We start from the raw sequence: 24,390 nt of genomic DNA on the forward strand, positions 1-24,390 counted from the left end.
GTGACCAGCGTCAGCGCGTTCAGCAGGAACAGGTCGATGACGCTGAACGCGCCCCAGAACTTCCCGAAGCGCTCCAGGATCAGCCGGGCGTGGCCAACACCGGTGACGGCGCCCAGGCGCAGCACCATCTCCTGGTTCACGTACAGCACCGGGACCAGCATCAGCAGCGTCCACAGCAACTGCGTGCCGTAGTTCTGCCCCGCCTGCCCGTACGTCGAGAAGGCGCCCGCGTCGTTGTCGCCGACCATCACGATCAGGCCGGGGCCCACGATGGCGAGCAGGGTCTTGAGTCTTGCGGACAGGCCGTGGCGCGGCGTGGTGTCGTCGAGCCGGATGGTGCCGAGCGCACCCTTGATGTCGCCGACGTGGGCGTCGTCCAGTACGGCTGAACGCGGGGCGGGGACCTTGGAGTTGAGCGTGGCGTTGGTGGTCATGACGATCCTCCCGTGGGCCCCGGGGCAGGCGGGGCGATCGGGGGCGCACGGCGGCGATCCCCCTGCGGACGGGCGCGGCGCATCGCCACCCGGCGGTGCGGGCCCGTTCGGGCGCGGCGAAGCCGGGAGTTGAGGTGATGAACCGTCAGAAACGTTCGCAGGGAGGGTCGTTACCGCGTGCCGGGAGTGTGCGAGGACAGGCGGGGGTAGGGGCAACTGTGGCCCGGACTACTGCAATCCATGTCTCTCGCCTCCTCCCGGTCGACGCACCCCGTGGTGCGTGTGATCGACGCGGCAAGGAGTTCGCCGGCGCGCGAAGCGACCGCCGGTTCACCCCAACTCGTCAGAGCTTTGGCACTCCACGGCGTGTCCAGCCCGGTCGGGCCGGAAGCCACTTCGGATCAACCCTTAGGTCGGGAAGATCTGTCCTAACCCTGGGCGTCTCTCGACGTCGTCGGATCAGTGGCCTGTGTCCGTGAAGAAGCCTCACCGAACGAGGTGCCTTCTTCAAACCTCCAGAAGCATAGACCGCGCGGAGGCCAATACTTGCGTACTTGGTAGAACCTTTACCTTCTGTCTCCGGTCGTCCCGGCCGAGGCGCGGCGGGGGGTTGCGGGGGGCGGCGGGGCGGATCGGGTGACGTGGGGTTTTGCCGCCGGGCCGCCACGGAACGACTTCCCACCGCATCGGCAGCAGCACCAGGTTGCGCCCGAATCCGAGGGGTGGCATGGCGTCCGCAGGCTCCCAGGGTGGTCCCCGGCAGGCGCGGGCCCTCGTGCTCGCCCGCCACGCGAAGCTGTGGCTCGTCCCGAGCATCCTGTGCGGCCTGCTGGCCGTGGTGCTCTCGCTGCTCTACATGGGCGGCATCCTCAACCCGACCGGGCACCTGCACCGGCTCCCGATCGCCCTGGTGAACGCGGATCAGGGCCCGCCGCCGCCGGGCCGGGCGGAGACCCTGGGCGCGCGGCTCAGCCGGGAGATCGTCGCCGGGACGCCCGGCAGCACCGTCGACTGGCGCCAGGTCGACCAGGCCGAGGCGATGGACCAGCTCTCCACCGGGAAGGTCTACGGCGCGCTGCTCGTCCCGCAGGCGTTCACCGCCGACGTGGCGGCACTGACCACCGGCCGGGCCACCGAACGGCCCACCCTGACGGTGCTCACCAACCCCGGCCTCGGCAGCCTCGGCTCCTCGCTGGCCTCCCAGATCACCCAGTCCGCCGCCCACCAGGCCTCGCTGGCGCTCGGCAAGGAGCTGACCGCGGCCGCGCCGCCGTCCGGTTCCGCCGGCTCCGGCTCCGGCTCCGGCACGGGCACCAGCGCCACCGCGCGGCTGCTGCTCGCCGACCCGCTCGCCGTCACCACCCGGGTCGGCCACCCGATCGGCGCCCACAGCGGGCTCGGCCTGAGCGCCTTCTACTACACCCTGCTGGCCGTGCTGACCGGCTTCATCGGCGGCAACATCATCCACAACGGCGTCGACACCGCGCTCGGCTACAGCGACAGCGAGCTCGGCCCCTGGCACACCCGGCGCCCGACCGTCCCGATCACCCGCACCCAGACCCTGCTGCTGAAGATGGTCATGACGGCCGGCATCATGCTGCTCACCACCACCCTGGTGATGCTCTGCTCGGTCACCGTCCTCGGCATGGACGCCCCGCACCAGGCGCTGCTCTGGGTCTTCGCCTACTGCGCCAGCCTCGCCGTCGGCCTCGGGGTCCAGGCGATCAACGCGGCGTTCGGCGGGATCGGGCAGCTGGTGTCCATGTTCGTCTTCATCGCGCTGGCGCTGCCCTCCTCGGGGGCGACCATCCCGCTCCAGGCGGTGCCCGGCTTCTACCGCTTCCTCAGCGTCTTCGAGCCGATGCGCCAGCTCAGCGACGGCATCCGGGCGATCCTGTTCTTCGACGCCCGGGCGGACGCGGGCCTGGCCCGGGGCTGGACCATGATCGCGGTCGGCGTGCTGCTCGCCCTGGCCTTCGGCTTCGGGATGACCCGGTACTACGACCGCAAGGGCCTGCACCGCTGGACGCCGCAGCCGTCGGAGTAGGCGTTCAGGAGTGGGCGTTCAGGAGTGGGCGTTCAGGAGTGGGCGTCTGGAGTGGGCGCCGTCCTCGGTTCCTACGCCTTGGTGACGGTGACCTTGAGGTGCTTCATGATCGGCTGGTCGCTCTGGGTGCTGTGGTCGGCGATCGCGCACAGCACGTTCATCTCGGGCATGTAGCCCGCCGCGCAGCCGCGCGGGATGTCGTACGGGATCGCGAGGTAGCCGTTCAGGGTGCGGGTGCTGCCGTCCTTCGCGGTGCTGGTGATGTCGACCGGATCGAACTCGGCGATGCCGCGCTCGCGCATGTCGTCGGTGTTCAGGAAGACCAGCGTGCGCAGGTTCCGCACGCCCCGGTAACGGTCGTTGTCGGAGTAGATCGTGGTGTTCCACTGGTCGTGGGAGCGCATGGTGCCCAGCGCCAGGGTGCCCGGGGCGGGGACGACGTCGGGCAGCGGGGCGGTGGAGAACTCGGCCCGCCCGGAGGGGGTGAGGAAGACCAGTTCGCGGGCCGGCTGCTTGATCCGGAACCCGAGGGGCAGCCGCACCCGGCGGTTGAAGTCCTCGAAGCCGTCCAGCGCCCGGGACATGGTGTCGCGGATGCGGTCGTAGTCCTCGATGTACCACTCCCAGGGTGTCCCGCTGTCCGGCAGCGCCGCGCGGGCCATCCCGGCGACGATGGCGGGCTCGGACAGCAGGTGCGGGGAGGCCGGGCGCTTCATGCCGACGGACAGGTGCACCATGCTCATCGAGTCCTCGACCGAGGTGCTCTGCACCCCGCCGCGCTGGTGGTCCTTCTCGGTGCGGCCCAGGCACGGCAGGATCAGCGCCCGGCGGCCGTGCACCAGGTGGCTGCGGTTCAGCTTGGTGCTCACCTGGACGGTCAACTCGCAGCCGCGCAGCGCCTCGTGGGTGTAGGGCGTGTCGGGAGCGGCGAGCGCGAAGTTGCCGCCCATGGCGACGAAGACCGTCACCTCGCCGCGCCGCATCGCCTCGATGGCGGAGACGGTGTCCAGGCCGTGCGCGCGCGGCGGGTCGATCCCGCAGGCCTCGGCGAGGCGGTCCAGGAACTCGGGTGAGGGGCGGTGGTCGATGCCGCAGGTGCGGTTGCCCTGGACGTTGCTGTGCCCGCGCACCGGCGACGGGCCGGCGCCCTCGCGGCCCAGGTTGCCGCGCAGCAGCAGGAGGTTGACGATCTCCCGCACGGTGTCCACGCCGTGCTCGTGCTGGGTGACGCCCAGGCACCAGCTGACGATGGAGCGGTCGGCGTCGCGGTAGACCCGGGCGGCCTTGAGGACCTCGGCCCGGTCGAGCCCGCTCTGCCGCTCGATCTCCTCCCAGGGGGTGGCCCCGCACAGCGCGCGGTAGGCCTCGAACCCGGTGGTGTGGCGCTCGATGAACTGCCGGTCCAGGGCCCGGGGGTCGGCCGTGGCCTGCTCCAGGATCGCCTTGGCCATGCCGCGCACCAGTGCCATGTCGCCGCCGATGCGCGGCTGGAGGTTCAGGGTGCTGGTCTTCGTGGACTTGAACAGCGCCATGTCCACGAAGTCGTGCGGGACGATGGTGCGGGTGGCGGCCGCCTCGATCAGCGGGTTGATGTGCACGATCTGCGCGCCGCGACGGTGCGCGTCGGCGAGGGCGGTGAGCATCCGGGGCGCGTTGGAGGCGGCGTTGACGCCCATGATGAACAGCGCGTCGGTGACCTCCCAGTCCTTGAGGTCGACCGTGCCCTTCCCGGTGCCCAGCGAGGCCTGGAGGGCGCGTCCGCTGGCCTCGTGGCACATGTTGGAGCAGTCCGGCAGGTTGTTGGTGCCCAGTTCGCGGGCCATCAGCTGGTAGAGGAAGGTGGCCTCGTTGCCGAGCCGACCGGAGGTGTAGAAGGCGGCCCGGTTCGGGTCGTCCAGCTCGCGCAGGGTGCGGCCGACCAGCTCGAAGGCGTCCTTCCAGCTGATCGGGACGTAGTGGTCCGAGGCGGCGTCGTACACCATCGGCTCGGTGAGGCGGCCCTGGTCCTCCAGCGCGAAGTCGCTCCACCCGGACAGCTCGGTCACCGAGTGGGCGGCGAAGAACTCGCGGCCGACCCGCTTGCGGGTCATCTCCCAGGTGACGTGCTTGATGCCGTTCTCGCAGATGTCCAGGTGCAGGCCCTTGGTGTCGTCCGGCCAGGCGCACCCGGGGCAGTCGAACCCGGTGTTCTCGTGGTTCATCCGCATGATCGCCCGGGGCCCGTCCACGTACGCGCCCTCCTTCACCAGGAAGCGCGTCACGCTCTTCGCGGCACCCCAGCCGGCGGCCGGGTGGTGGTACGGCGCGAACTGCGGCGGCCCGACGGGGTCGGGGCCCACGGCCGGCTCGTCCCGGGCGGGGCGGTTCCGGGCGGCGTGGTTCTGCGCGGGGTCCTGCGCGGAGTCGTCCCGCGCGCGGCCGTCGGGGGAGTTCACGAAGCCCTCCGTCCGCCGACCGACAGCACGACCGCGCTCGCCGCGCCGTTCGGCGCCTCGTAGTTCACGGTCTCCCCGGCATGCCGCCCGAGCAGCGCTCGCCCGAGCGGGCTGTCTGCGGTCACCAGGGTCTCCTCCCGCACCTCGGCGAGCTCCGCCACCTCGACGGTCTCCTCCACCCCGTCCGCGAACCGCACGGTGACGGTGGAGCCCACCCCCACCACCTCCGTGGACGGCGGCCCGGCGGCGGCCCCCTCGCGGACCCGGGCCTCCAGCTCGGCGATCCGCTCGTCCAGCCGGGCGACGTCGTCGGCCCGCTGCAACTCGTCCGCCGCGTCCGCCCGGTCGCCGACGTCCTCCCCGCGCAGCGTCCCCACCACTTTCGCCCGCTCGCCGCGCAGCTCGGCCAACTCCTCCTGCACGGCGCGCAGGGCCTCGGCACTGATGGGCTCGGGACCGTCTGTCATGGCTGCTCCCGGGTCGTTCGCGGAACGCTCAAGCACGGGTCGCTTCCATTACCCCACCACCCCGCACCCCCGGCAAATCCGCCGTGGGCGAGGCTCCCGCGACCGGCCCCGGGGGTGGCGGTGATCACCTTCGCGGTGGGCGGGCGTCGGGGCGGTGGGCCCCGGTCGGGACGAAGCCGCAGGTCCGGGCGGTGCGGGCGGGGCGCGGCCGGGCAGGCGGGGGGAGGGACCGGCCGAAGGGGTGGGGGCGGGCGAAGCTACCATGTGCGCAACACCCTCAGCTCGAAAGATGGACTTGTGACTGTCAACGACGACGTGTTCACGGACTGGAAGAACCGCGAGGAGATCGCGGAGTCGATGATCCCGATCATCGGGCGACTGCACCGCGAGCGGGACGTGACCGTCCTGCTGCACAGCAGGTCCCTGGTGAACAAGTCGGTGGTCAGCATCCTGAAGACGCACCGCTTCGCCCGCCAGATAGCCGGCGAGGAGCTCTCGGTCACCGAGACGATGCCCTTCCTGAGTGCGCTGACCACCCTGGACCTCGGCCCCTCGCAGATCGACATCGGCATGCTCGCCGCGACCTACCGGGCCGACGACCACGGCCTGTCGGTCGAGGAGTTCACCGCCCGGGCCGTCTCCGGCGCCACCGGCGAGAACAAGCTGGAGCGCCGCGACGCCCGCGACGTCGTCCTCTACGGCTTCGGCCGGATCGGCCGCCTGGTCGCCCGCCTGCTGATCGAGAAGGCCTCCGGCAACGGCCTGCGCCTGAAGGCCATCGTCGTGCGCGACAGCGGCGGCGACGACCTGGTCAAGCGCGCCTCGCTGCTGCGCCGGGACTCCATCCACGGCCAGTTCCAGGGCACGATCACCGTCGACGAGGCGAACAACAAGATCATCGCCAACGGCAACGAGATCACCGTGATCTACTCCGACGACCCGACCAAGGTCGACTACACGGAGTACGGGATCAAGGACGCCATCCTGATCGACAACACCGGCCGCTGGCGCGACCGGGAGGGTCTGTCCAAGCACCTGCGCCCCGGCATCGCCAAGGTCGTGCTGACCGCGCCGGGCAAGGGCGACGTCCCGAACATCGTCCACGGCGTCAACCACGACACGATCAAGCCCGACGAGCAGATCCTGTCCTGCGCCTCCTGCACCACCAACGCCATCGTCCCGCCGCTGAAGGCGATGGACGACGAGTACGGCGTGCTGCGCGGGCACGTGGAGACCGTCCACTCGTTCACCAACGACCAGAACCTGCTGGACAACTACCACAAGGCCGACCGTCGCGGCCGCTCGGCACCGCTCAACATGGTGATCACCGAGACCGGCGCCGCCTCGGCCGTCGCCAAGGCCCTCCCGGACCTCCAGGCGAAGATCACCGGCAGCTCGATCCGCGTCCCCGTGCCGGACGTCTCGATCGCCATCCTCAACCTGCAGCTGGCCCGCGAGACCAACCGCGAGGAGGTCCTCGACTACCTGCGCGACGTCTCGCTGACCTCGCCGCTGAAGCGCCAGATCGACTACACCGACTCCCCGGACGCGGTCTCCAGCGACTTCATCGGCTCGCGCCACGCCTCGATCGTCGACGCCGGCGCCACCAAGGTCGAGGGCGACAACGCGATCCTCTACCTGTGGTACGACAACGAGTTCGGCTACTCCTGCCAGGTCATCCGGGTCGTCCAGTACGTCTCGGGCGTCGAGTTCCCGACCTACCCGGCCCCGGCGGTCTGATCCTCCGGTAGTCCAGGTAGTTCCGGCAGTCCCGGCGGCGGGGGGGGGGGCCCGGGGGGGCCCCGGGGGGGGCGCGGGGGCGGGGGGGGGGGGGGGGCCCCCGGCCCGCCCCCCCCCCCGCCGCCGTTCACGCCCCCGCTCCGTCCTTGATCGGCCCGGGTGCACCCGGACGCGGGTGGGCCGGGGGCGGCGGCTATCTTGATGGGTCACGGACATCCGGAGGGAGCGGGCGATGGGGATGGGGATGGGTCGGAGGGTGGCTGCCGCAGTGGCGGCCGGGGCGTTGATGGGGGTGCTGGCCGGGTGCTCGTCGGGTTCTACGGGGAGTTCCCCGGCGGGCTCGGACGCGGCCAAGGGCGCGGCGGGGGCGGCGAGCGCGGTGGCGAGCGCGACGGGTCCGGCGGGCGGTGAGAGCGGTGCAGGGGCTTCGGTCTCCGCGTCGGCGTCCGCGTCCGCGTCTGCTGCCGCGACGGGGGCGGGTGCGGCCTCGGCGCCGGCGACCGGAGGCGGCGGCGCCGGGGCCTCCGCTCCGCCGGCCGGTGCGGCGACGCCCGGGGCGGACCTGGAGGCGGTGCTGCTGGACGACAAGCTCGTCGGGCAGGTGCTGCCGGACGCGAAGGCGATGGCGGGCTGGGAGGAGGAGAAGCGCAAGGTCGACACCATCGACCACGCCACCACCTGCACCGCGTCGGTGCCGTGCACCGGCAAGCCGCTCAGCGGTTCCGTCCGGTTCTCCTCGGGGGATCTGGTCGCCCGCTTCATCGTCGAGACGCTGCCGAACCGCGACGCCGCCAAGGGCAAGCTCAAGGAGTCCTACGCCTCCTACGGAGCCGGGCCGTTCCGCAAGGTCGACTCCCCGGTGCTGGGCAGCGAGAGCCAGGTCTTCCAGGGCCAGCTGGGCGAGGGTGAGGGCATCGGCATCGTGCTGCGCTCGGGCACCGTCGTCGCCAGCGTGACCACCGAGGGCGGGCCGGCCGACGTGGCTGCCGCCCGGCGGTTCGGGGCGATGCTGGTCAAGCGGATCGAGCAGGCCCAGGCGGGCAGGACCCCGGACGCCGGGCTCGGACTGGCCTGACGGCCGCCGCGTACGCGAAGCGAAGCGAAGCCCCGGGCCGAGGAGGCGCCGGGGCCGCTTGCGCTCGGCGCCGGACCGGACGGCGCCGGACCGGACGGCGTCGGACCGGACGGCGCCGCCGCCCTCGACGTGCCCTCACCCCGTTCGACGTGCCCTCACCCCGGCCGTCGGCCCCGGCCGTTCGCCCCGGTCGGCGGGCCGTGGGGCGGTCCCCGCGCGGGCCGGACCGGGACCGCCCCTGGGCTGGGGAAACGGATGTCGGTCGGCCGTGATATCTACTCATCTGGGGTGGCCGTCGTGCGGCCATGCGAAAGATGCCGATGATGTTCGAGGGGGCCACACATGCCGCTGTTCCGACGCCGCTCCGGCGAGGAGGCCGCGCAGAGCGGGGCGGGCTGGCGCGGGAGGGTGCGACGGGCCGTCGGGTCCGCGCCCGTGGCGGCCGTTGCGGCGCCGCGGCTGGATCCGGCGCTCGGGGACGAGTCGCTGCGCCTGATGCTCGGCCAGGCCGCCGCCGGTGACTGGGCGGCCCTGGGCCCCGCGCTGGCCGCCGTCGGGGACGGCGCCGATCTGACCGGGCGGGTCGGTGCGATCGCCGAGGTGCCCCGGGTCGAGGAGTGGACGGCTCGGGCCCTCGCCGACCGGCCCGAGGACACGTCGGCGCTGCTGCTGTCCGGTGCCCGGCACGTCACCTGGGCCTGGGAGGCCCGGACGGGTGCCCGGGCGAAGCACGTGTCCGAGAAGCAGTGGAAGGTGTTCCACGAGCGGCTGGACGTCGCCGAGGAGCAGCTGCTGGAGGTCGCCGAGCGCGAGCCGTCCTGGCTCGCCCCCTGGTACTTCCTGCAGATCAGCGCCCGCGGCGCCTCGCTCCCGGCGGAGGTCGCGACCTGCCGCTTCGAGGCCGCCGTGCGCCGTGCTCCCGGGCATCCGGCCTCGCACCGCCAGCGCCTCCAGCAGCTGTGCGCCAAGTGGGGCGGCTCGCACGAGGAGATGCACGCCTTCGCCCGGTCCTCGATGCTCGCGGCGCCGGAGGGCAGCCAGCTCGGCGAGCTGGTCGTGCTGGCGCACCTGGAGCGCTGGCTGGACCTCCCGGACGGTGAGGACCGCGCCTACCTGGCCAGTGCGGAGGTGGTGGCCGACTTGCAGGAGGCGGCCTTCCGCTCCGTGCTGCACCCGGACTTCACGCCGGTCCGCGGCTGGCAGGGTTCCTTCAACGCCTTCGCGATGGCCTTCTCGCTGGCCGGCCAGCGCAAGACCGCGCGCCTGCTGTTCGAGGCCTTGGACGGCGCCGTCACCGAGTCGCCCTGGCACTTCCTGTCCGGTGATCCGCTCAAGGCGTTCGCCTCCCACCGGGACCGCTGCGCGTACTGACGCCCCGGCCCGCCCAGAACCTCCGTCACCCGCCCCGCGATCGAAAGAGCCCCCGGTGTCCCCATCCGAGAACCCGACGCCCGACAACGCGGCGAGCGCGCACACCTTCCAGGTGGACCTGCGCGGCCTGGTGGACCTGCTCTCCCACCACCTCTACTCCAGCCCGCGGGTGTACCTGCGCGAGCTGCTGCAGAACGCGGTGGACGCGATCTCCGCCCGCCGCGCCCTCGATCCGCAGGCGCCGGCCCGGATCGTCGTGCGCGCCGACGACGAGCTGAGCGTCACCGACACCGGCGTCGGCCTGACCGAGGCGGACGTCCACACCTTCCTCGCCACCATCGGCCGCAGTTCGAAGCGCGACGCCGACGGCCGGCTGGACGGCGCCGGGCTGGCCCAGGCCCGCGGCGACTTCATCGGCCAGTTCGGCATCGGCCTGCTGGCCTGCTTCGTGGTCGCCGACGAGATCACCGTGGTGACCCGCTCCGCCGCCACCCCGGACGCGCCGGTGATCGAGTGGCGCGGCGGCTCCGACGGCCGCTACACGATCCGCACCCTGCCCGCCGCGGCCAAGCCGGAGCCGGGCACCACCGTGACGCTGGTCCCCCGCGCCGACGCCGCCGAGTGGACGCGGTCGGGCCGTGTCCTCGCGCTGGCCCGGGACTTCGGCAGCCTGCTGCGCCACGACGTCACGGTGGTGGACGCGAACGGCACCGAGCACCGGGTGAACCGCACCCCGCCGTGGGCCGAGCGGCACGGCTCGCCGCTGGCCCGGCGCGACGCGCTGACCGAGTACTGCCGCGCAGCCTTCGACTTCACCCCGCTCGACACCATCGACCTGGACCTGCCGCTGGTCGGCCTGCGCGGCGTCGCCTACGTGCTGCCGGACGCGGCCCCGCCGTCCCGCCGTTCGGGCCACCGGGTGCACCTCAAGGGCATGCTGCTGTCCGACCAGGCCGCCGAACTGCTACCGGACTGGGCGTTCTTCGTCCGCTGCGTGGTGGACACCGACGGCCTGCGCCCGACCGCCTCCCGCGAGGGCCTGTACGCGGACGAGACGCTGGCCGCCGTCCGCGACGCGCTGGGCGTCCGGATCCGCGACTGGCTGACCGGCCTGTCCGCGAGCGATCCGGCGCTGCTGCACCGCTTCCTGTCCGTGCACCACCTGGCCGTCAAGGAACTCGCCCGTTACGACGACGAGTTGCTGCGGATGATGCTGCCGTGGCTGCCGTTCGAGACCACCGACGGCAACGTCACCCTGGACGAGTTCACCCGCAGCCACCCGGTGGTGCTGGTGACCCGCACGGTCGAGGAGTTCCGCCAGGTCGCCCCGATCGCCGGCGCCGCCGGCCTCGGCGTGGTCAACGGCGGCTACACCTACGACCGCGACCTGGTGCACCGGCTGCCCGAGATCCGCCCCGGCGTCTCGGTCTCCGACCTCGACCCGGGCACCGTCACCGCGCACCTGGACACCGTCGACCCGGCCGCCGAGCTCGCCGCGAACGCCTTCCTCGCCGTCGCCCGCGAGGTGGTCGGCCGCTTCGACTGCGACGTCGCCCTGCGCAGCTTCCACCCGACCAACGCGCCCGCGCTGCTGCTGGACAACCGGGAGGCCCGGCACGAGCGCAGCCGCGCCCAGCTCGCCGAGGAGGCCGACGGCCTGTGGGCGGACATCCTGGGCTCGCTGCGCGCCGAGGCGCCCCGCGCCCAACTGGTGCTCAACCACCTCAACCCGCTGGTGCGCCGCGCCGCGACGGTCACCAACCGCGAGCTGGCCGTCACCGCCGTCGAGGCGCTGTACGGGCAGGCCGTGCTGATGACCCGCCGCCCGCTCAAGGCCAGTGAGAGCGCCCTGCTCAACCGCTCGTTCATCAGCCTGCTCGACCACGCCATGCTCGGCCACGAGTCGGCCGGCCCGGACCGCACCGACCCGAAGGAGGCCTGATGCTGGACACCCCCGACGCGGTGATGGCCGCGCTGCGCGAGAACGACGCCCGCCCGTACGGCCGCCAGCGGACCGTCGCGGCCGAGGAACTCGTCGACGCCGCCGAGCAGTTCGACGACACCGGGGCGCGCTCGATGGCCCTGCTGGAGCTGATGGAGGCGTACGAGTACGACGGCGAGCGCAGCAAGAGCCCGGTCGTCTTCGCCCGCCTCCTCAAGCTGTGGGACGCCGACCCGGACGGCTTCGGCGAGTGGGCCCGCCAGCAGGTGTTCTGGCGCTTCAAGTGGGTGGCCGGCGCGCTCCTGGGCAACCCGGACGTGCCGCTGCCGGCCCTGCGGCGCTGGCACACCGAACTGCGCGACCGCTACCGGGCGGCCGGCTTCGACCTCCAGCCGTACTACGCCCAGCGCTACCACCTGGCCGCGCAGACCGGCACCGGCCGCCAGGACGCCTACGAGCTGTGGACGGCCCGCCCGCGCTCCGAGCTGAGCGACTGCCACGCCTGCGAGACCCGGGCGCGCGCCGAGCACTTCGCGGACGCGGGCGACGACGCCCGGGCGCTGGAGGTCCTGCAGCCGGTCCTCGACGGCCGGAGCAGCTGCGAGCAGGAGCCCGCCCTCAGCCAGGCCGCGGCCCTGCTCCCGCTGCTGCGCCGGGGCCGTCTGGACGAGGCCCGCTCCAGCCACCTGACCGGCTACCGCGCCGCGCGCGGCAAGGCCTCGATGGCGCACGCCGTCGGCCGCCATGTCGAGTTCTGCGCGCTGTCCGGCAACGAGCCGCGCGGCCTGGAACTGCTCGCCGAGAACCGCGACCTGTTCGCGGTGGCCGGCGAGCCGTCCGGGCTGCTGTCCTTCCTCACCGGCGTCGAGGTGCTGCTCGCCGTCCTGGCCCGGGGCGGCCACGGCGGGCTCGCCGTCAGCGGCCCGCCCGGCACCTCCTGGACGGCGGACACCCTGCTCGCCCACGTGCGCGCCGAGGCCGACGCGCTCGCCGCCCGCTTCGACGCCCGCAACGGCACCGACGCGGTCGGCGCCGACCGGCGCGCCCGGCTGGCCCGCGAGCCGCTGCTGGCCGAGCCGCTGGCCCTCGGCGTGCGCGCCGCCGCCGCGCCCGAGCTGGCCGCCGCCCCGGCGCTCGCGCCCGCACCGCGTCGGGCCGTCGAGCCGGAGCCGGAGGACTTCACCGCCCTGGTGGTCCGGGCCCGCGAGCTGGAGCTCGTCGGGCACCCGGACGCCGACCGGCTCTGGCGGCGGATCGCCGAACGCGCCGCCGCCGACGGCTTCGCCCACCCCGAGGGCACCGCGGTCGGCAGCCCCGGGCGGCTGCGCGCCGAACTCGCCGAGCAGCGGGCCCACCAGGCGCTGGAGCGGGACGAGCACGCCGACGGCCGGGCCGGGCTGCTGGCCGCCGCCGACCTGTTCGAGCAGGCCGGGCTGCCCGGCCAGGCCCTGATGGTCCGGGCCCGCGCGCTGATCGTGGAACTCGGCGAAGTCGAGGGCACGGTGGCCGACTGGCCGGCGCTCGACGAGGTGCTGCGCCGGGCCGAGGAGCTGCGGTCCGCCGGCGCGATGGCCGACGACGACCACCTGATCGTGTGGCAGGTCCGCGCCTACGCCGCCCACCACGACCTGGTCGAGGCGCTGCCCGAGCCGCCCGCCGAGGCCGTCGAGCGCTTCGAGGCGGCGGCCGGCGGCTACCACCGCACCGCCGTGGAGCTGGGCTCCGCCCGCCGCGCCGCCACCTCCCGCCAGTACCTGGCCGACGCGGCCGCCCGGCAGGGCCGGCTGGCCGAGGCCACCACCGAACTGCGCGAGGTGCTCGGCGAGTTGGACGCGGCCGAACTGCCCTGGCACACCCCGCGGGTGCTCGGCCTGCTGGGCCAGGTGCTGCTGCAGGGCGGCGAGTCCGCCGAGGCCGTCGAGGTGTTCCACCGGGCGCTCGCCGAGGCCGCCCGCTGGGGCGACGACTCCTACCCGTACGCGCCCACCTACCTGATGCTCGGCCACGCGGCCATGGGGGCCGGCGACCGCGGCGGCGCGGTCCGGGCGCTCACCGAGGCGGCCGCGCGCTTCGACCGCAAGGGCCGGGAGGCGGCCGAGGACGCCGCCCGGGCCCGCCTCCAGCTGGCCGACGTGCTGCGCGCCGCCGACCGCACGGCCGACGCCGTCGCGGTGCTGGAGTCGGTGCTGCTGGACGCCGCCGCGCCGGAGCTGGACGTGCGGATGCTCGCGCAGGCCCGGCTGGACCTCGCCCGGGGCCTCACCGAACTGGACGAGCACCGGGACGCCGCCGAGGAGTACCTGCGGCTGGCCGACGCCGTCGCCGGCTGGGAGGAGCAGGACACCCACACCATGGTCGCCTGCGAGGCCGCGCTGGCGCTGGCCCGGGCGGACCGCTGGGAGGCCGCGAAGGCCGCCCTCGACCGCGCCCTCGCGGCCCACGCCCAGGCCCCCCAGGTCGACCAACTGGCCGCGACACTGCGCGAGTTCGCCCGGCTGACGATGCACGCCGAGGGCCCGGAGGGGCTGGCGTCGGCGCTGGCCCGGCTGGCCGAGGCGGACGCCGCCGGGGAGCACGCCGGGCAGGCCGGTCAGGAGTACAACCCCTGGTACCTGCGCGGCGGTTCGCACTACGAGCGGGCGCGCTGCCTGGCCATGGCCGAGCGCCACGAGGAGGCGCTGGCCGAGGTCGAGCGGGCGATCGCGGTCTACGAGGGCGGCGACGAGCGGGCCGGGACGTCCCGGGCCGAGGCCGTCCGGCTGGCCGCGCTGATCGAGGGCGCCGACCTCGGCCGTACCGGGGCGGCCGTCGCCCGGCTGACCGCGGGCATCGCCCGCTGCGAGGCCGCCGGCCTCCCGGAGGCGGCGCAGGTGCTGGCCGACCTGCGGGAGCGGTTCGCGGCCGCGAACTGACCGCGGCCGCGAACTGGCCTGCCCGGGGCCCGGGGTGCGCAGATCCCCGGGCCCCGGGCGTCGGCCCGTCAGCCCGTCGGCCCGTCGGCCCGTCGGCCCGTGTCAGCAGGGACCGTCGTCGCCCCAGACGCCCCACTGGCCGCTGGCGCTCGGCACCTCGTTCAGCGTCCACCACTTGGCGTGGTACTTGTGGCCGCCGTACGAGACCTTGCTGCCGCTGGTGTACGTGGTGCTCGCGCTCCACGCCGGGTCGGTGCAGGCCCCGGGGGTGGTCGGGGGAGTCGTCGGCGGCGTGGTGGGCGGGGTGGTCGGCGGCGTGGTGGGGGGCGTCGCCCCGGCGAACTTCACGGTGTACTTGGTGAAGTCCCAGTCGTTCTGCGCCACGCTGGAGCAGGAGCCGGACAGCCCCGGGTCCACCGGGCCCGTGCACTGACGGTCCCGGTTGACCGACCAGTAGGTGTACCGGGCCAGGTTGTGCGCGGTGGCGAAGTCCAGCACGGCCTGGAAGTCCGCCTGCCGGAAGTACTCGGCGGCGTCGGTGCGGCCGTTCATCATCGACACGCCCTCGTGGGCGTAGGCCGTCGCCTCGGACCAGCCAAAGGTGGTCTGGAGGATCTGGTTGAACTTCACCAGCGCGTCGGTCTGCGCGGCGGCGCCGTTGAACCCGCCGTCGAACGGCATGATCGAGTAGTTGTTCGGCGTGAAGCCCTGCGACTTGGCCTCGTTCAGCATCTGTGTGCCGAACCAGCCCGTCCCCGCGTTGGTCCCGGCGGTGGTGATCGAGATGTAGAGGCCGGGGTTGTTCTGCTGGAGGATCCGGGCGGCGCCGATCTCGTTGTGGATCGCCGCGGTGTTCTCGTACTCCGGCTCCTCCAGGTCGAAGTCGATCGCCTTCAACTGGTACTTGGTGATCACCTTCTGGTACCCGGCGGCGGTCGCCTCCGGCGTGCCGCAGACCTGGCCGAGCTTGGTGCCGCCGTACCCGCCGACCGACACCGAGACGTCCCCGCCCTTGCCGCGGATGGTCTGGATGACGCCGGGCATGGTGGTGTCGGTGTCGATCGAGGAGGTGCCGCCCCAGGCCGGCGAACAACTGGTGCCCTGGGCCAGGATGAACGCCAGCTGGAAGGCCTTCTGTCCGGTGGCGTCCATCACCGCCGCGGCGTCCGGCGGGCTGTTGTCCTCGGGCATCAGATAGGGCGCCGAGGCGTACCAGTTGCTGCCGAGGCCGGTCGTGGTGTCGGCGGCGGCGGAGCCGGTGTTCGCGAGCGCGGCGACGCCGCCGGCGACCAGGCCGAGCACCCCGGCCACGGCGGCGGCGACCCGGGGCGGGCGGCGGCGCGGGTTCCGGGGGGCGGGGTGTGGGGGAAGTGCGCGTTCCATCGAGGGCCTTTCCAGGCGGGACGGCAGTGGGGGAGGGGCTGCTCACGCCGGAGGTGGGGGTGGCGCGCAGACCGAACGGGCCTCCGGCAGGGGGTAGTTGCCGAAGGCTGTCACTGGTATAGACCTGTCGAGGAAGGGCGGTCAACCCCGAAATGGTCAAGCCGGGGTCCGGCGCCGGCGGTGGGCCGGGCGCCGGACGGGCTCCCCGTCAGGCGCGCGCCGCCACGCGGACCCCGGCCCCCGCCCCCTGTGCGACCCCCGCCCCCTGCGCGGCGCCCACCGCCGCCAGCAGCCCGCCGACCGCCGGCGACCACGGCCGGCTGGTCGGCCCGGTGAGCGTGAGCGTGCGGTGGACGGCCGGCCGGATCGGGACGAGCACGCAGTCGGCCGGGAGCATGGTCAGCGCCAGCGCGGGCATCACCGAGACCCCGACGCCCGCGTGCACCATGCCGATGAGCGTGTTGAGGTCGCGGATGCGGTGCCGGGGGGTGAAGCGGGTGCCGGCCCGGCGGAAGGCCTCGCGGATGTGGCGTTCGCAGCCGCCCTCGGAGAGCAGGAAGTCGTCGTCCTCCAGGTCGGCGACATGGATGGTCTCCTGCCCGGCGAGGGGGTGGTCGCGGCGCAGCAGCGCGTGCATGGAGTCGGCCCCGAGCGCGACCGCCCCGGGCGGGAGCGGCCCGGCGTCGACCAGGACGGCGGCGTCGACGGTGCCCGCCTCCAGCCAGGTGGCGAGCTCGTCGTCCTCGCCCTCGAAGACCCGGACGGTGACCTGCGGGTAGGCGGCCTTCCAGTCCCGGAGCAGCCCGGGCAGCAGCGCCTGGCAGACGGTGGTCGGCGCGGCGAGCCGTACGGTCCCGACGGGGCCGCCGGAGTGCCGGGTGGCGATGGCGCGCACGGCGGCTGCGGAGGCGACGGCGGTGCGGGCGTGGGGGAGGACCTGCTCGCCCAGGGGAGTGGGCCGGGCCGGGGTGCCGCGCAGCAGGACGGGCGCGCCGAGGGTCCGCTCCAGCGCGGCGACGGCGTGCGAGACGGCGGACTGGCTGATGCCCAGTTCGTCGGCGGCCGCGCCGAACCCACCGGTGTCGGCGACCGCGACCAGTGCCCTCAGCTGGGCCAGGTTGACCTCCGAGGCCATGAGACTTCCTCATCCATCCGGCACTGCCACTTGTTGGACTCATGCTCTGCCACCGGGCCACCCTCTGTCCAGACGGGACCCGAGGCGGGACCCGAGGCGGGACCCGAGGCGGGACCCGAGACTGGACCCTGGGCGGGACCGGGACGGAACCCGACACGGAACCAACGGGACGAAGGTGGAGGTGATCCGGGTGCGGCGCTGGTTGCCGGGCTTCGTGGCGCTGTCGGCGATCTGGGGCGCGAGCTTCGCGCTGATCAAGGTGGCGGTGGAGGCGGGGGTGCCGCCGCTGTGGGTGGCGCTGTGGCGCTGCGCCCTCGGGGCGGTCACGCTGTGGGCGATCCTCGTGCTGCGCCGCGAGCGCGTCCCCCGCGACCGCGCGCTCTGGGGGCACTCCGCCGTGGTCGCGGTGCTCCTCAACACCGTGCCGTTCACGCTGTTCTCGTTCGGCGAGACCCGGGTCAGCTCCGTCCTCGCCGGGGTGATGAACGCGACCACCCCGCTGTTCACCCTGCTGTTCGCCGTCCTCATCGTCGCCGAGGAGCGCCGCCCCGGCGCCCGTCGGCTCTCCGGACTCGCCCTCGGCTTCGTCGGCGTGCTCACCGTGCTCGGGGTCTGGCGCGGCATCGGCTCCGGCGAGGCCGCCGGCGGCCTCGCCTGCCTGGCCGCGGCCTGCTGCTACGGCGCGGGCTTCACCTACCTGCGCCGCTTCCTCTCCGGCCGGCCGGAGTCGGTGGTCACCCTCTCAGCCGTCCAGATCGCCTGCGCCACCGCCGAGCTGGCCGCCGTCGCGCCGTTCGCCGCGGGCGCCCCGCACTGGCCGGGGGCGGGCGCGGCCGGAGCCCTGCTGGTGCTGGGTGCGGTCGGCACCGGCCTCGCGTACCTGCTCAACCTCGGGCTGGTCCGCACGGCCGGCACCGCGGTGGCCTCCGCCGTCACCTACGTCATGCCGCTGTGGTCCACGGCCCTCGGCGCGGCCTTCCTCGCCGAGCCCGTCGGCTGGAACGCCCTGGCCGGCGGCGTCCTGGTGATCGCCGCCGTCGCCCTGACCCGCCCCCGGCCCGCACTCCGCCCGGCCGGCTCCGCCGTCTCCACGCCTGACGCCCCGAGGCCTGGTCAGAGGGTTCGTTAGAGTGACCGGGTGAACGAGGAGGAGCAGCAGCCGACGGCCGTCTGGGCCGCGCTGCGAGCCCACCCGCTGCACTTCCCCGTCACCCCGTGGGTGCCGCGCTGCTGGGCCTACCTGCTCGGCGGCGCGCTGCTCGGCCCGCTGCTGCTGGCTGCCCTGACGGTGCTGCTGGTGCTCGGTCTGGGCCTGTCCGTGGTCGGGGTCGGACTGCCGGTCCTCCTCGCCCTGGCCCTCGCGGGCCTCCCCGCCGCCGCCCTCGAACGCCGACGGCTGCGGCTGGTCGAGCCGGTACCGCTGCCCGACCCGCACCGCCCGCTGCCCGGCGCCGGCCGCCGCGCCCGGCTGCGGACCCGCCTGCGCGAGCGCGCCACCTGGCGCGAACTGGCCCACACCGCGCTCACCGCCACGGCCCTCGCCGCCGCCGCGCTCGGCTTCAGCGCCGCGCTGCTGTTCTCCGGCGCCCTGGTCGCCTCCCCGGTGATCGTCTGGGCGCTGGCTCCCGAAACCGTCATGATCATTCCCGGCAGGGCGGTGTCCGGGCCGCTCGCCGCCCTGCCGTTCAGCGCCGCCGGGCTCGCCGGGCTCCTCCTCTGCGCCTACGCCGGGGCCCTGCTGACCGCCGCCCAGGTGGCCCTCGCCCGCCTCCTGCTCGGGCCCCGCGAGGAGGACACCGGCCGACAGGTCCTCGAACTCACCCGCTCCCGGGCCCGGCTCGCCGACGCCTTCGAAGCCGAACGCCGCCGCATCGAACGCGACCTGCACGACGGCGCCCAACAGCAGCTCGTCGCGCTCAGCATGACCCTCGGCCTCGCCGACCACGCGCTGCGCGACGGCAGCGCCCAGTCCGGCGACCGGGCCACCGCCCTGGTCGCCCGGGCCCGCGGCGAAGCCCGGCAGGCCCTGGAACAACTGCGCGGCCTGGTCCGCGGCATCCACCCCCAGGTGCTCACCGACCACGGCCTCGCCGCCGCCGTCGCCGAGGTCGCGCTGCGCCACCCCATCCCGGTCCGGTCCGACTTCGACCTCCCCGGCCGGCTGCCCGCCCCCGTCGAGACCACCGCCTACTTCACCGTCACCGAAGCGCTCACCAACGCCGCCAAGCACAGCGGCGCCGCCGCGATCACCGTCAGCGGGCGCATCGCCGACGGCCGGCTGGTGCTCCAGGTGACCGACGACGGCCACGGCGGGGCGGACCCGGCCGCCGGGGCCGGACTGCGCGGACTCGCCGACCGGGTGGCACTCCTGAAAGGACGGCTCATGGTGACCAGCCCGACGGGCGGCCCGACCACGCTGCGGCTGGAGGTCCCGTGCTCCGGATCGTGATCGCCGAGGACGCCGTCCTGCTGCGCGCCGGACTCGTCGAACTCCTCACCCTCGGCGGCCACCGGGTGACCGCCGCCGTCGGCGACGCCCGCGCCCTCGCCGCCGCCGTCGACACCGAACGGCCCGACGCCGTCATCACCGACGTCCGGATGCCGCCCGACTTCTCCGACGAGGGCCTGCGCGCCGCCCTCGACCTGCGCGAACACCACCCGGGCCTGCCCGTCCTGGTGCTCTCCCAGTACGTCGCCACCCCGTACGCCACGCGCCTGCTCGCCGCCGCCGGCGCCCAACCCGCCGGCCTCGGCTACCTCCTGAAGGACCGCGTCGGCGACGTCGCCGACTTCCTCGACGCCCTGCGCCGGGTCGCCGCCGGCGAGACCGTCATCGACCCCGACGTGGTCCGCGTCCTGCTGCGCCAGCAGTCCGCCGACCGCCCCCTCACCCGCCTGACCCCCCGCGAACGCGAAGTCCTCGCCCTCATGGCCGAGGGCCTCAACAACCAGGCCATCGCCACCCGGCTCACCATCACCGAGGCCTCGGTGGTCAAACACTGCGGCAACATCTTCATGAAGCTCGACCTCGACCCCACCGAAGGCAACCGCCGCGTCCTCGCCGTCCTGGCCCACCTCCGGGAGGCGTAGGGCGGGTCCGACAACAGGCTCGGGTCCGACAACAGGCGTCGGTGGCTCAGCGCAGACCGAGACAGGGCAGCCAGGCCCGTGAGGCGTCGTGGCCTGCGGTGAGCAGGGCGCACAGCGGGCCGGCCGCGCCCCCGAGCAGGCCCATCCCCTCCGCGCCCAGGGCCTCCACCTCGGGCAGGCGGGCCCTGAGGTGGGCGAGCAGACGGGCCTTCAGCGCGGTCGCGGCGGGCAGGCCGGCGTGGTGGGCGAAGGCGTCGGCCACCGCCAGCACGCCCGAGGCGCCGTGGCACAGGGCCAGCAGGTCGCTCGCGCGGTCGCCGAAGAGGTGGAACCGGTCGTCGTACCGTTCGGCGAGCGTGCTGAAGGCCGCTGCGGCCCAGGTGGCCGCCTCCCGGTCGCCCGTCGCGTCGGCCGCGTCCCACAGCGCCCAGGACACTCCGGGGGTGCCGTAGCACCAGGCCTGGCGGGCGCGCGCTCCGGCGGGCGGCGGGCCGTCGAGCCCGGCGCCGTCCCAGGTGCGGATGGAGCGGGCGTCGTCGAAGGACTGCCGCATCAGCCACCCGGTCGCGCGGCGCAGGGCGGGGGTCAGGTCGGGGTGCGGTCCGAGGTGGCGTACGGCTGCGGTGAGTGCGACGACGACTCCTGCGGCGCCGTGGCCCGTGCCGGTGTTGATCCGTCCGTCGAGCCAGCCCAGGTGCGGGTGGCCGGCGTACTGCCCCGTCCGCAGCCGGGGCAGCTCGTCGGCGTCGCACAGCCGGGCCAGGTGGTCGGCGTACGGGCCGAGTTGGGCCGGTGTCGGGCGGGTGCCCGTGCTCAGGGCGAGCAGGGTGCCGGAGGGGCCGACGATGAGGTCGTAGTCCGGGAAGGCGACCTGTTCGCAGCGCCAGGTGAGGGCCGGCGCGGTGCGGACCAGGTGGTCGCGGAGCCGGTCGGCGACCGGATGCAGCCCCGGGAGCACCCGGGCTCCCAGCCGCAGGCCCGCCAGCGTTCCGGCCAGTCCGCCGTCGTACAGCCCGCAGTGGCCCGGCCCCTGGCCGGCGGTGCGGGCCCACACCGCCACGGCACGGGCCGCGGACCGTTCGGCCTCCGGCCCCCCGGTGGTGTGCAGCAGGGCGGCCAGGACGGGGATGCCCGGATCGGAGGGGTGCTCGGCGACCGCCGGGCTCTCGCGGGGCCGGGCGGACCAGGCGTCGAGGAGCCGGACGGCGAGTCCGGTGACGGCGGTGCCGGTGTCCTCGGCGTTCGCGGTGTGCTGCGGCACGGTGGCTCCTCGGGAACGACGGGTCGGCACTCCGCCCGGCCTGGAGGGGCCGGGCGGAGTGCCGGTGGTGGCGGCCGTCAGGGGCCGCTGTCCGGGTGGCCGTCCGAGGGCGTGCCCTCGGACGGCCTGACGGGAGATCAGCAGAACACGCCGCTACAGAGCAGCACCGTGTCGCAGATCAGGACGGTGCAGACGCCGCTGCAGCCGCCGCTGCTGGCCTCGGGGGTCGGCAGGGTGGTCTCGGTGATGCGCGCGTCCAGGTCGCCGATGAGGGCGTCGAGGTCGGTGAGCGCCGTGATGTCGGGCATGGTTGTCCTCCTTCAGGAGCGGTGATGGGTGGAGACCGCCCCGGTGGCCCGCCCGCGAGGGGCGGGCGCACCGGGGACGTCGGGTTCGCCGCGCAGTGCGGCGGCGGCGGGCTCCGCGAGTTCCTCGGCGCCCTGGTCGAACGGAAGTCTGAGCAGCAGTTGGGCGGCGACGGCGGCACCGCCGTGCACGGGGTCGTGGAGCAGCAGGCCGCCCGGGTCGGGAAGCATCTCCTCGACCAGCAGGTCCGCACCGGGGTGGCGCGCGCAGATCCGCTCCAGCAGGGCGACGGCGGTCAGCGCCGCGAAGTCCACGGGCACCGGTTTCGGCTGGGGTACGGCCCGGACGAACGCGAAGCGCGGCAGTCCGGCGGAGCGCCCGAGGGCGGCGAGGGCGCGCACCTTGGTCAGGTCGCCGTCGCCGGGCCGCCACAGCTGGGCCGGCGGCACGCGCCAGACCGCGGGGCTGATGACCAGGGCGCCGCCGCCGACGGTCACCCGGGGCAGTCGGTCCGTGTCGGGGAACGCCTCGGCCAGGCCGTCCAGGCGGATCAGGCGCGAGCCCGCCGGGTGGCCGGCGGCCAGCAGCAGCCGGACCAGGACGTCGTACGGGGGCAGGGGCGTACGGGTGGCGTGGTGGACGGGCAGCAGCCGGCACCCGTCGGCCTCGGCGATGATCCGCGGGCCGACCCGTCGCAGGGTGATGCGCTCCAGCGGCAGGTAGCGGGCCGTCAGGCCGTCCGCTCCCTGGTACGGCAGGGGATCGGGATCGCCCGTCCACCAGCCGGTGATGACCGGCCGCCGTACGGCGTTGGCGGCGCGTCCGGCCAGCGGCGGCACCAGCAGTTCGACGAAGCGGGCCCCGGACAGCCGCTCGACGGAGGCGAGGAAGGCCCGGTAGCTCCGGAGGTTGTCGTAGCCGCCGTGCAGGGTGTGGAGCGCGTCGGCGAACCGGGCGTCCAGCACGCCCGCCGGTGAGGCGGTCTCCAGTACCGCGACCGGTCCGGGGCCCGGCAGCGGACGCAGCAGGCAGTCCAGGGGCCAGGGTGGCAGCGCGGTCGCGGCCGGGGGCGCCCCGAGGATGTCCAGCAGGTCGTCGTCCAGGTCCACCGGTCCGCTGCCGGCCCGGGCGGACAGGTGGGCCAGCAGCCCGGCGTAGCCGGACCCGGAGGTCTCGGCGGGGTGCCAGCCCGCGTACCGGCGCGGGGGCTGAGGCGGCGGCGGGCAGCTGCCGTCGGGCAGGTGGCGCGCGAGGATCTCGCCGAGCGGGCACGGCCGTTCGGTGAGCTCCGCGAGCTCGGCCGGCAGCCGGTGCGGGTCCGGCCCCGCGAGCCGGTCGGCCTCCCGCAGCCACGCCACGCGGGCGGCGGTGCCGAGGCCCTGCTGCACCTGGCGGGCGGCCGCTCCGGAGACGGCCGAGGCTATGGTGCGGTAGGAGTCGGTGAACCACGGCCGGGAGTCGTCGGCGGGGGCGGCGGAGCCGGTGGTGCGGAGCGCCGACGCGGGGGCGGGGGCGGGTATGGGCGCGGGTGCGGCGGAATTGGCGCTCGGTGCAGGTGTCGGAGGAGGCGCCGGTTGCGGAAGGGTGCCGCGCGCGTGGACGTCCTCGGCGGCGAGCCAGCCCGTGGTGCGGCGGCGCGGGGCCGCGCAGGCCTGGAGCACGCCGAGTCCGAGCAGGTGCGCGAGGAAGCCGCGCAGCACCGTGGGGGCGGAAGCCGCCGCCCCGGCCGCCGCTGCGACGGTCGTCGCCGTGCCCAGCAGAGCCGCTTCGAGGTCGCCCAACGGGCGAGGGCCGCCGGCCAGTTGAGCCAGCACGTGATCCAGGGGGAGGGAGCGCCGCAGGTCGACCTGCCGCAACCGGCCCCGGTCGTGCGGGTCGGTCACCCAGCAGCGCAGGACGCCGGCGCCCGGTGCGGTGCCCGCCGGCTGGGGGAAGTGCAGCGGAGCCAGGGCCAGCACCGTGGCCGGGTCCGCCGCCCGCAGGTCCAGGGCGCCGAGCCGGGCCCGCACCCCGTGGACGTTCTCCACGGCCTGGGCCGCCACCTCGCCGAGGGTCGTGCCCGGCGGGACGAGCCGCAGCAGGGTGCCGTCGGCCCCGCCGCCGTTCCCGTCATCGTTCCCGCCGCCGTTCCCGCCGCCGTTCGCGCCCGTCGGGGTGACCGGCAGCAGGATGACCTGGCCGACCCAGCCGCGCGGGGTGGTCTTCGCCGCGGCCCGACCGAGCGCCCGCCACACGTATGCCGCCCGTTTGCGCAGCCGCTTCCCGCTCCAGGACTCGCCCGCGGCCAGCCGGCCGGCCACGTCTGCGGCCGCTCCGGGCTCCACCTCGTCCAGGAAGGCCCGCATGACGGGCGACGCGCACACCAGGGACCAGCCCAGGGCGCCCACGCGCTCGCGCTCGGCCGCCACCGCGGCCTCCAGCCGCCGCAGGGCGACGGCCGCCGACTCGGCCTCGCCGGACAGCCGTGCGGCGTCCGCGACGAGGCCGCCGGCGGCGGGCAGCCGCCCCAGCAGCCCGCAGTCGGCCGGGCCCGGTGCGGCGCCGGAGTGCAGCCGACGGCGCACGGCCAGCACGGCGCGGCGGTCGGCGGCGGTGAGGGCGGGGTGCGGCACGACCACGATGCCCAGCTGCTCGGCCAGTCGGCGGGCGTGCTCCGCCCGCCGTTCGTCCCGTCGGGCGTGGTCGGCGACCTGTGCGAACAGCTCCGGGTTGCCCGCCGCCGCCCACGCTGCCAAGGGCATGCCGGCCACGCGGAGCAGCGCCGCAGCGCCCAGTTCCCGGTCCTCGTCCAC

General features: G+C 74.8%; 17 protein-coding genes and 1 riboswitch. Of the genes, 9 read left to right on the top strand and 8 right to left on the bottom strand.

The features are described 5' to 3' along the window. The coding region (locus ACIOGZ_RS00005) for a divalent metal cation transporter (protein ID WP_400984082.1) at positions 1–434 on the bottom strand (434 nt) is incomplete at its 3' end. A gap of 327 nt (positions 435–761) precedes the next feature. Continuing rightward, positions 762–939: riboswitch (M-box (ykoK) riboswitch) on the bottom strand. Positions 940–1,161: 222 nt separating this feature from the next. On the opposite strand from ACIOGZ_RS00005, the gene ACIOGZ_RS00010 reads away from it, so the two are divergent. Beyond that, the gene (locus ACIOGZ_RS00010) at positions 1,162–2,481 is read left to right on the top strand and encodes a YhgE/Pip domain-containing protein (protein ID WP_400810038.1); all 1,320 of its coding nucleotides are present in this window, start codon (positions 1,162–1,164) and stop codon (positions 2,479–2,481) included. A gap of 71 nt (positions 2,482–2,552) precedes the next feature. Here the strand turns inward: ACIOGZ_RS00010 and ACIOGZ_RS00015 are convergent, their stop codons facing one another. Together ACIOGZ_RS00015 and ACIOGZ_RS00020 are read right to left on the bottom strand one after the other, a co-directional pair. After that, a complete protein-coding gene (locus ACIOGZ_RS00015; RefSeq protein ID WP_363588327.1) occupies positions 2,553–4,820 on the bottom strand; it encodes an FdhF/YdeP family oxidoreductase in 2,268 nt (755 codons plus the stop codon). A 92-nt stretch (positions 4,821–4,912) separates the two neighbouring features. Next, positions 4,913–5,383, bottom strand: coding sequence for a GreA/GreB family elongation factor (locus ACIOGZ_RS00020; protein WP_363588321.1), 471 nt, complete (start codon positions 5,381–5,383; stop codon positions 4,913–4,915). 297 nt (positions 5,384–5,680) lie between these two features. Here ACIOGZ_RS00020 and ACIOGZ_RS00025 point away from each other — a divergent pair, with 297 nt between their 5' ends. The 5 genes from ACIOGZ_RS00025 to ACIOGZ_RS00045 all read left to right on the top strand — a co-directional run bounded on the left by ACIOGZ_RS00025 (position 5,681) and on the right by ACIOGZ_RS00045 (position 14,423). Beyond that, positions 5,681–7,123, top strand: a complete 1,443-nt coding sequence (locus ACIOGZ_RS00025) for a glyceraldehyde-3-phosphate dehydrogenase (protein WP_363588319.1) — start codon at positions 5,681–5,683, stop codon at positions 7,121–7,123. A gap of 256 nt (positions 7,124–7,379) precedes the next feature. Continuing rightward, complete coding sequence (locus ACIOGZ_RS00030; RefSeq protein WP_400984085.1) at positions 7,380–8,198, top strand: hypothetical protein; 819 nt, start codon at positions 7,380–7,382, stop codon at positions 8,196–8,198. Between the two features lie 342 nt (positions 8,199–8,540). Beyond that, the gene (locus tag ACIOGZ_RS00035; protein WP_363588315.1) at positions 8,541–9,569 is read left to right on the top strand and encodes a hypothetical protein; all 1,029 of its coding nucleotides are present in this window, start codon (positions 8,541–8,543) and stop codon (positions 9,567–9,569) included. A 55-nt stretch (positions 9,570–9,624) separates the two neighbouring features. Beyond that, positions 9,625–11,511 carry an HSP90 family protein gene (locus ACIOGZ_RS00040; RefSeq protein ID WP_363588313.1) on the top strand — a complete coding sequence of 629 codons (1,887 nt, stop codon included), beginning with the start codon at positions 9,625–9,627 and terminating at the stop codon, positions 11,509–11,511. Further along, entirely contained in the window at positions 11,511–14,423 is a 2,913-nt protein-coding gene (locus ACIOGZ_RS00045) for a hypothetical protein (protein WP_400984088.1), read from the top strand. The genes ACIOGZ_RS00040 and ACIOGZ_RS00045 overlap by 1 nt, the downstream gene beginning before the upstream one ends. Positions 14,424–14,525: 102 nt before the next feature. Here the strand turns inward: ACIOGZ_RS00045 and ACIOGZ_RS00050 are convergent, their stop codons facing one another. Together ACIOGZ_RS00050 and ACIOGZ_RS00055 are read right to left on the bottom strand one after the other, a co-directional pair. After that, positions 14,526–15,806 carry a carbohydrate-binding protein gene (locus ACIOGZ_RS00050; RefSeq protein WP_400984091.1) on the bottom strand — a complete coding sequence of 427 codons (1,281 nt, stop codon included), beginning with the start codon at positions 15,804–15,806 and terminating at the stop codon, positions 14,526–14,528. A gap of 208 nt (positions 15,807–16,014) precedes the next feature. After that, positions 16,015–16,941 (bottom strand): LysR family transcriptional regulator, encoded by a 927-nt coding sequence (locus ACIOGZ_RS00055; protein WP_400984094.1) that lies wholly within the window; start codon positions 16,939–16,941, stop codon positions 16,015–16,017. Positions 16,942–17,131: 190 nt separating this feature from the next. Between ACIOGZ_RS00055 and ACIOGZ_RS00060 the strand changes: the two genes are divergently transcribed. Genes ACIOGZ_RS00060 through ACIOGZ_RS00070 form a run of 3 tightly spaced genes read left to right on the top strand, consistent with a single transcriptional unit; the run spans position 17,132 to position 20,031 of the window. Further along, complete coding sequence (locus ACIOGZ_RS00060; RefSeq protein WP_400810028.1) at positions 17,132–18,070, top strand: DMT family transporter; 939 nt, start codon at positions 17,132–17,134, stop codon at positions 18,068–18,070. Positions 18,071–18,079: 9 nt separating this feature from the next. Continuing rightward, positions 18,080–19,390, top strand: coding sequence for a sensor domain-containing protein (locus ACIOGZ_RS00065; protein ID WP_363588303.1), 1,311 nt, complete (start codon positions 18,080–18,082; stop codon positions 19,388–19,390). Continuing rightward, positions 19,375–20,031, top strand: a complete 657-nt coding sequence (locus ACIOGZ_RS00070; RefSeq protein WP_363632557.1) for a response regulator transcription factor — start codon at positions 19,375–19,377, stop codon at positions 20,029–20,031. Before ACIOGZ_RS00065 ends, ACIOGZ_RS00070 begins: the two co-directional genes overlap by 16 nt. A 46-nt stretch (positions 20,032–20,077) precedes the next feature. On the opposite strand, the gene ACIOGZ_RS00075 is transcribed toward ACIOGZ_RS00070, so the two are convergent. The 3 genes from ACIOGZ_RS00075 to ACIOGZ_RS00085 all read right to left on the bottom strand — a co-directional run bounded on the left by ACIOGZ_RS00075 (position 20,078) and on the right by ACIOGZ_RS00085 (position 24,390). Then, positions 20,078–21,292, bottom strand: coding sequence for a lanthionine synthetase LanC family protein (locus ACIOGZ_RS00075; RefSeq protein ID WP_363588299.1), 1,215 nt, complete (start codon positions 21,290–21,292; stop codon positions 20,078–20,080). Positions 21,293–21,429: 137 nt separating this feature from the next. Next, positions 21,430–21,600: a hypothetical protein gene (locus tag ACIOGZ_RS00080; RefSeq protein WP_363588297.1), complete on the bottom strand. Its 171-nt coding sequence runs from the start codon at positions 21,598–21,600 to the stop codon at positions 21,430–21,432. Positions 21,601–21,612: 12 nt separating this feature from the next. Beyond that, a complete protein-coding gene (locus tag ACIOGZ_RS00085; RefSeq protein WP_400810024.1) occupies positions 21,613–24,390 on the bottom strand; it encodes a lantibiotic dehydratase in 2,778 nt (925 codons plus the stop codon).

Source organism: Kitasatospora sp. NPDC088160 (assembly GCF_044741445.1).
In the GTDB taxonomy this organism is placed as follows: Bacteria; Actinomycetota; Actinomycetes; order Streptomycetales; family Streptomycetaceae; genus Kitasatospora.

Bases quoted from the DNA above. Each gene is read 5' to 3' on its own strand.
- ACIOGZ_RS00010 (WP_400810038.1), top strand. From the start codon at position 1,162: ATGGCGTCCGCAGGCTCCCAGGGTGGTCCCCGGCAGGCGCGGGCCCTC.
- ACIOGZ_RS00020 (WP_363588321.1), bottom strand. From the start codon at position 5,383: ATGACAGACGGTCCCGAGCCCATCAGTGCCGAGGCCCTGCGCGCCGTG.
- ACIOGZ_RS00035 (WP_363588315.1), top strand. From the start codon at position 8,541: ATGCCGCTGTTCCGACGCCGCTCCGGCGAGGAGGCCGCGCAGAGCGGG.
- ACIOGZ_RS00045 (WP_400984088.1), top strand. From the start codon at position 11,511: ATGCTGGACACCCCCGACGCGGTGATGGCCGCGCTGCGCGAGAACGAC.
- ACIOGZ_RS00050 (WP_400984091.1), bottom strand. From the start codon at position 15,806: ATGGAACGCGCACTTCCCCCACACCCCGCCCCCCGGAACCCGCGCCGC.
- ACIOGZ_RS00055 (WP_400984094.1), bottom strand. From the start codon at position 16,941: ATGGCCTCGGAGGTCAACCTGGCCCAGCTGAGGGCACTGGTCGCGGTC.
- ACIOGZ_RS00080 (WP_363588297.1), bottom strand. From the start codon at position 21,600: ATGCCCGACATCACGGCGCTCACCGACCTCGACGCCCTCATCGGCGAC.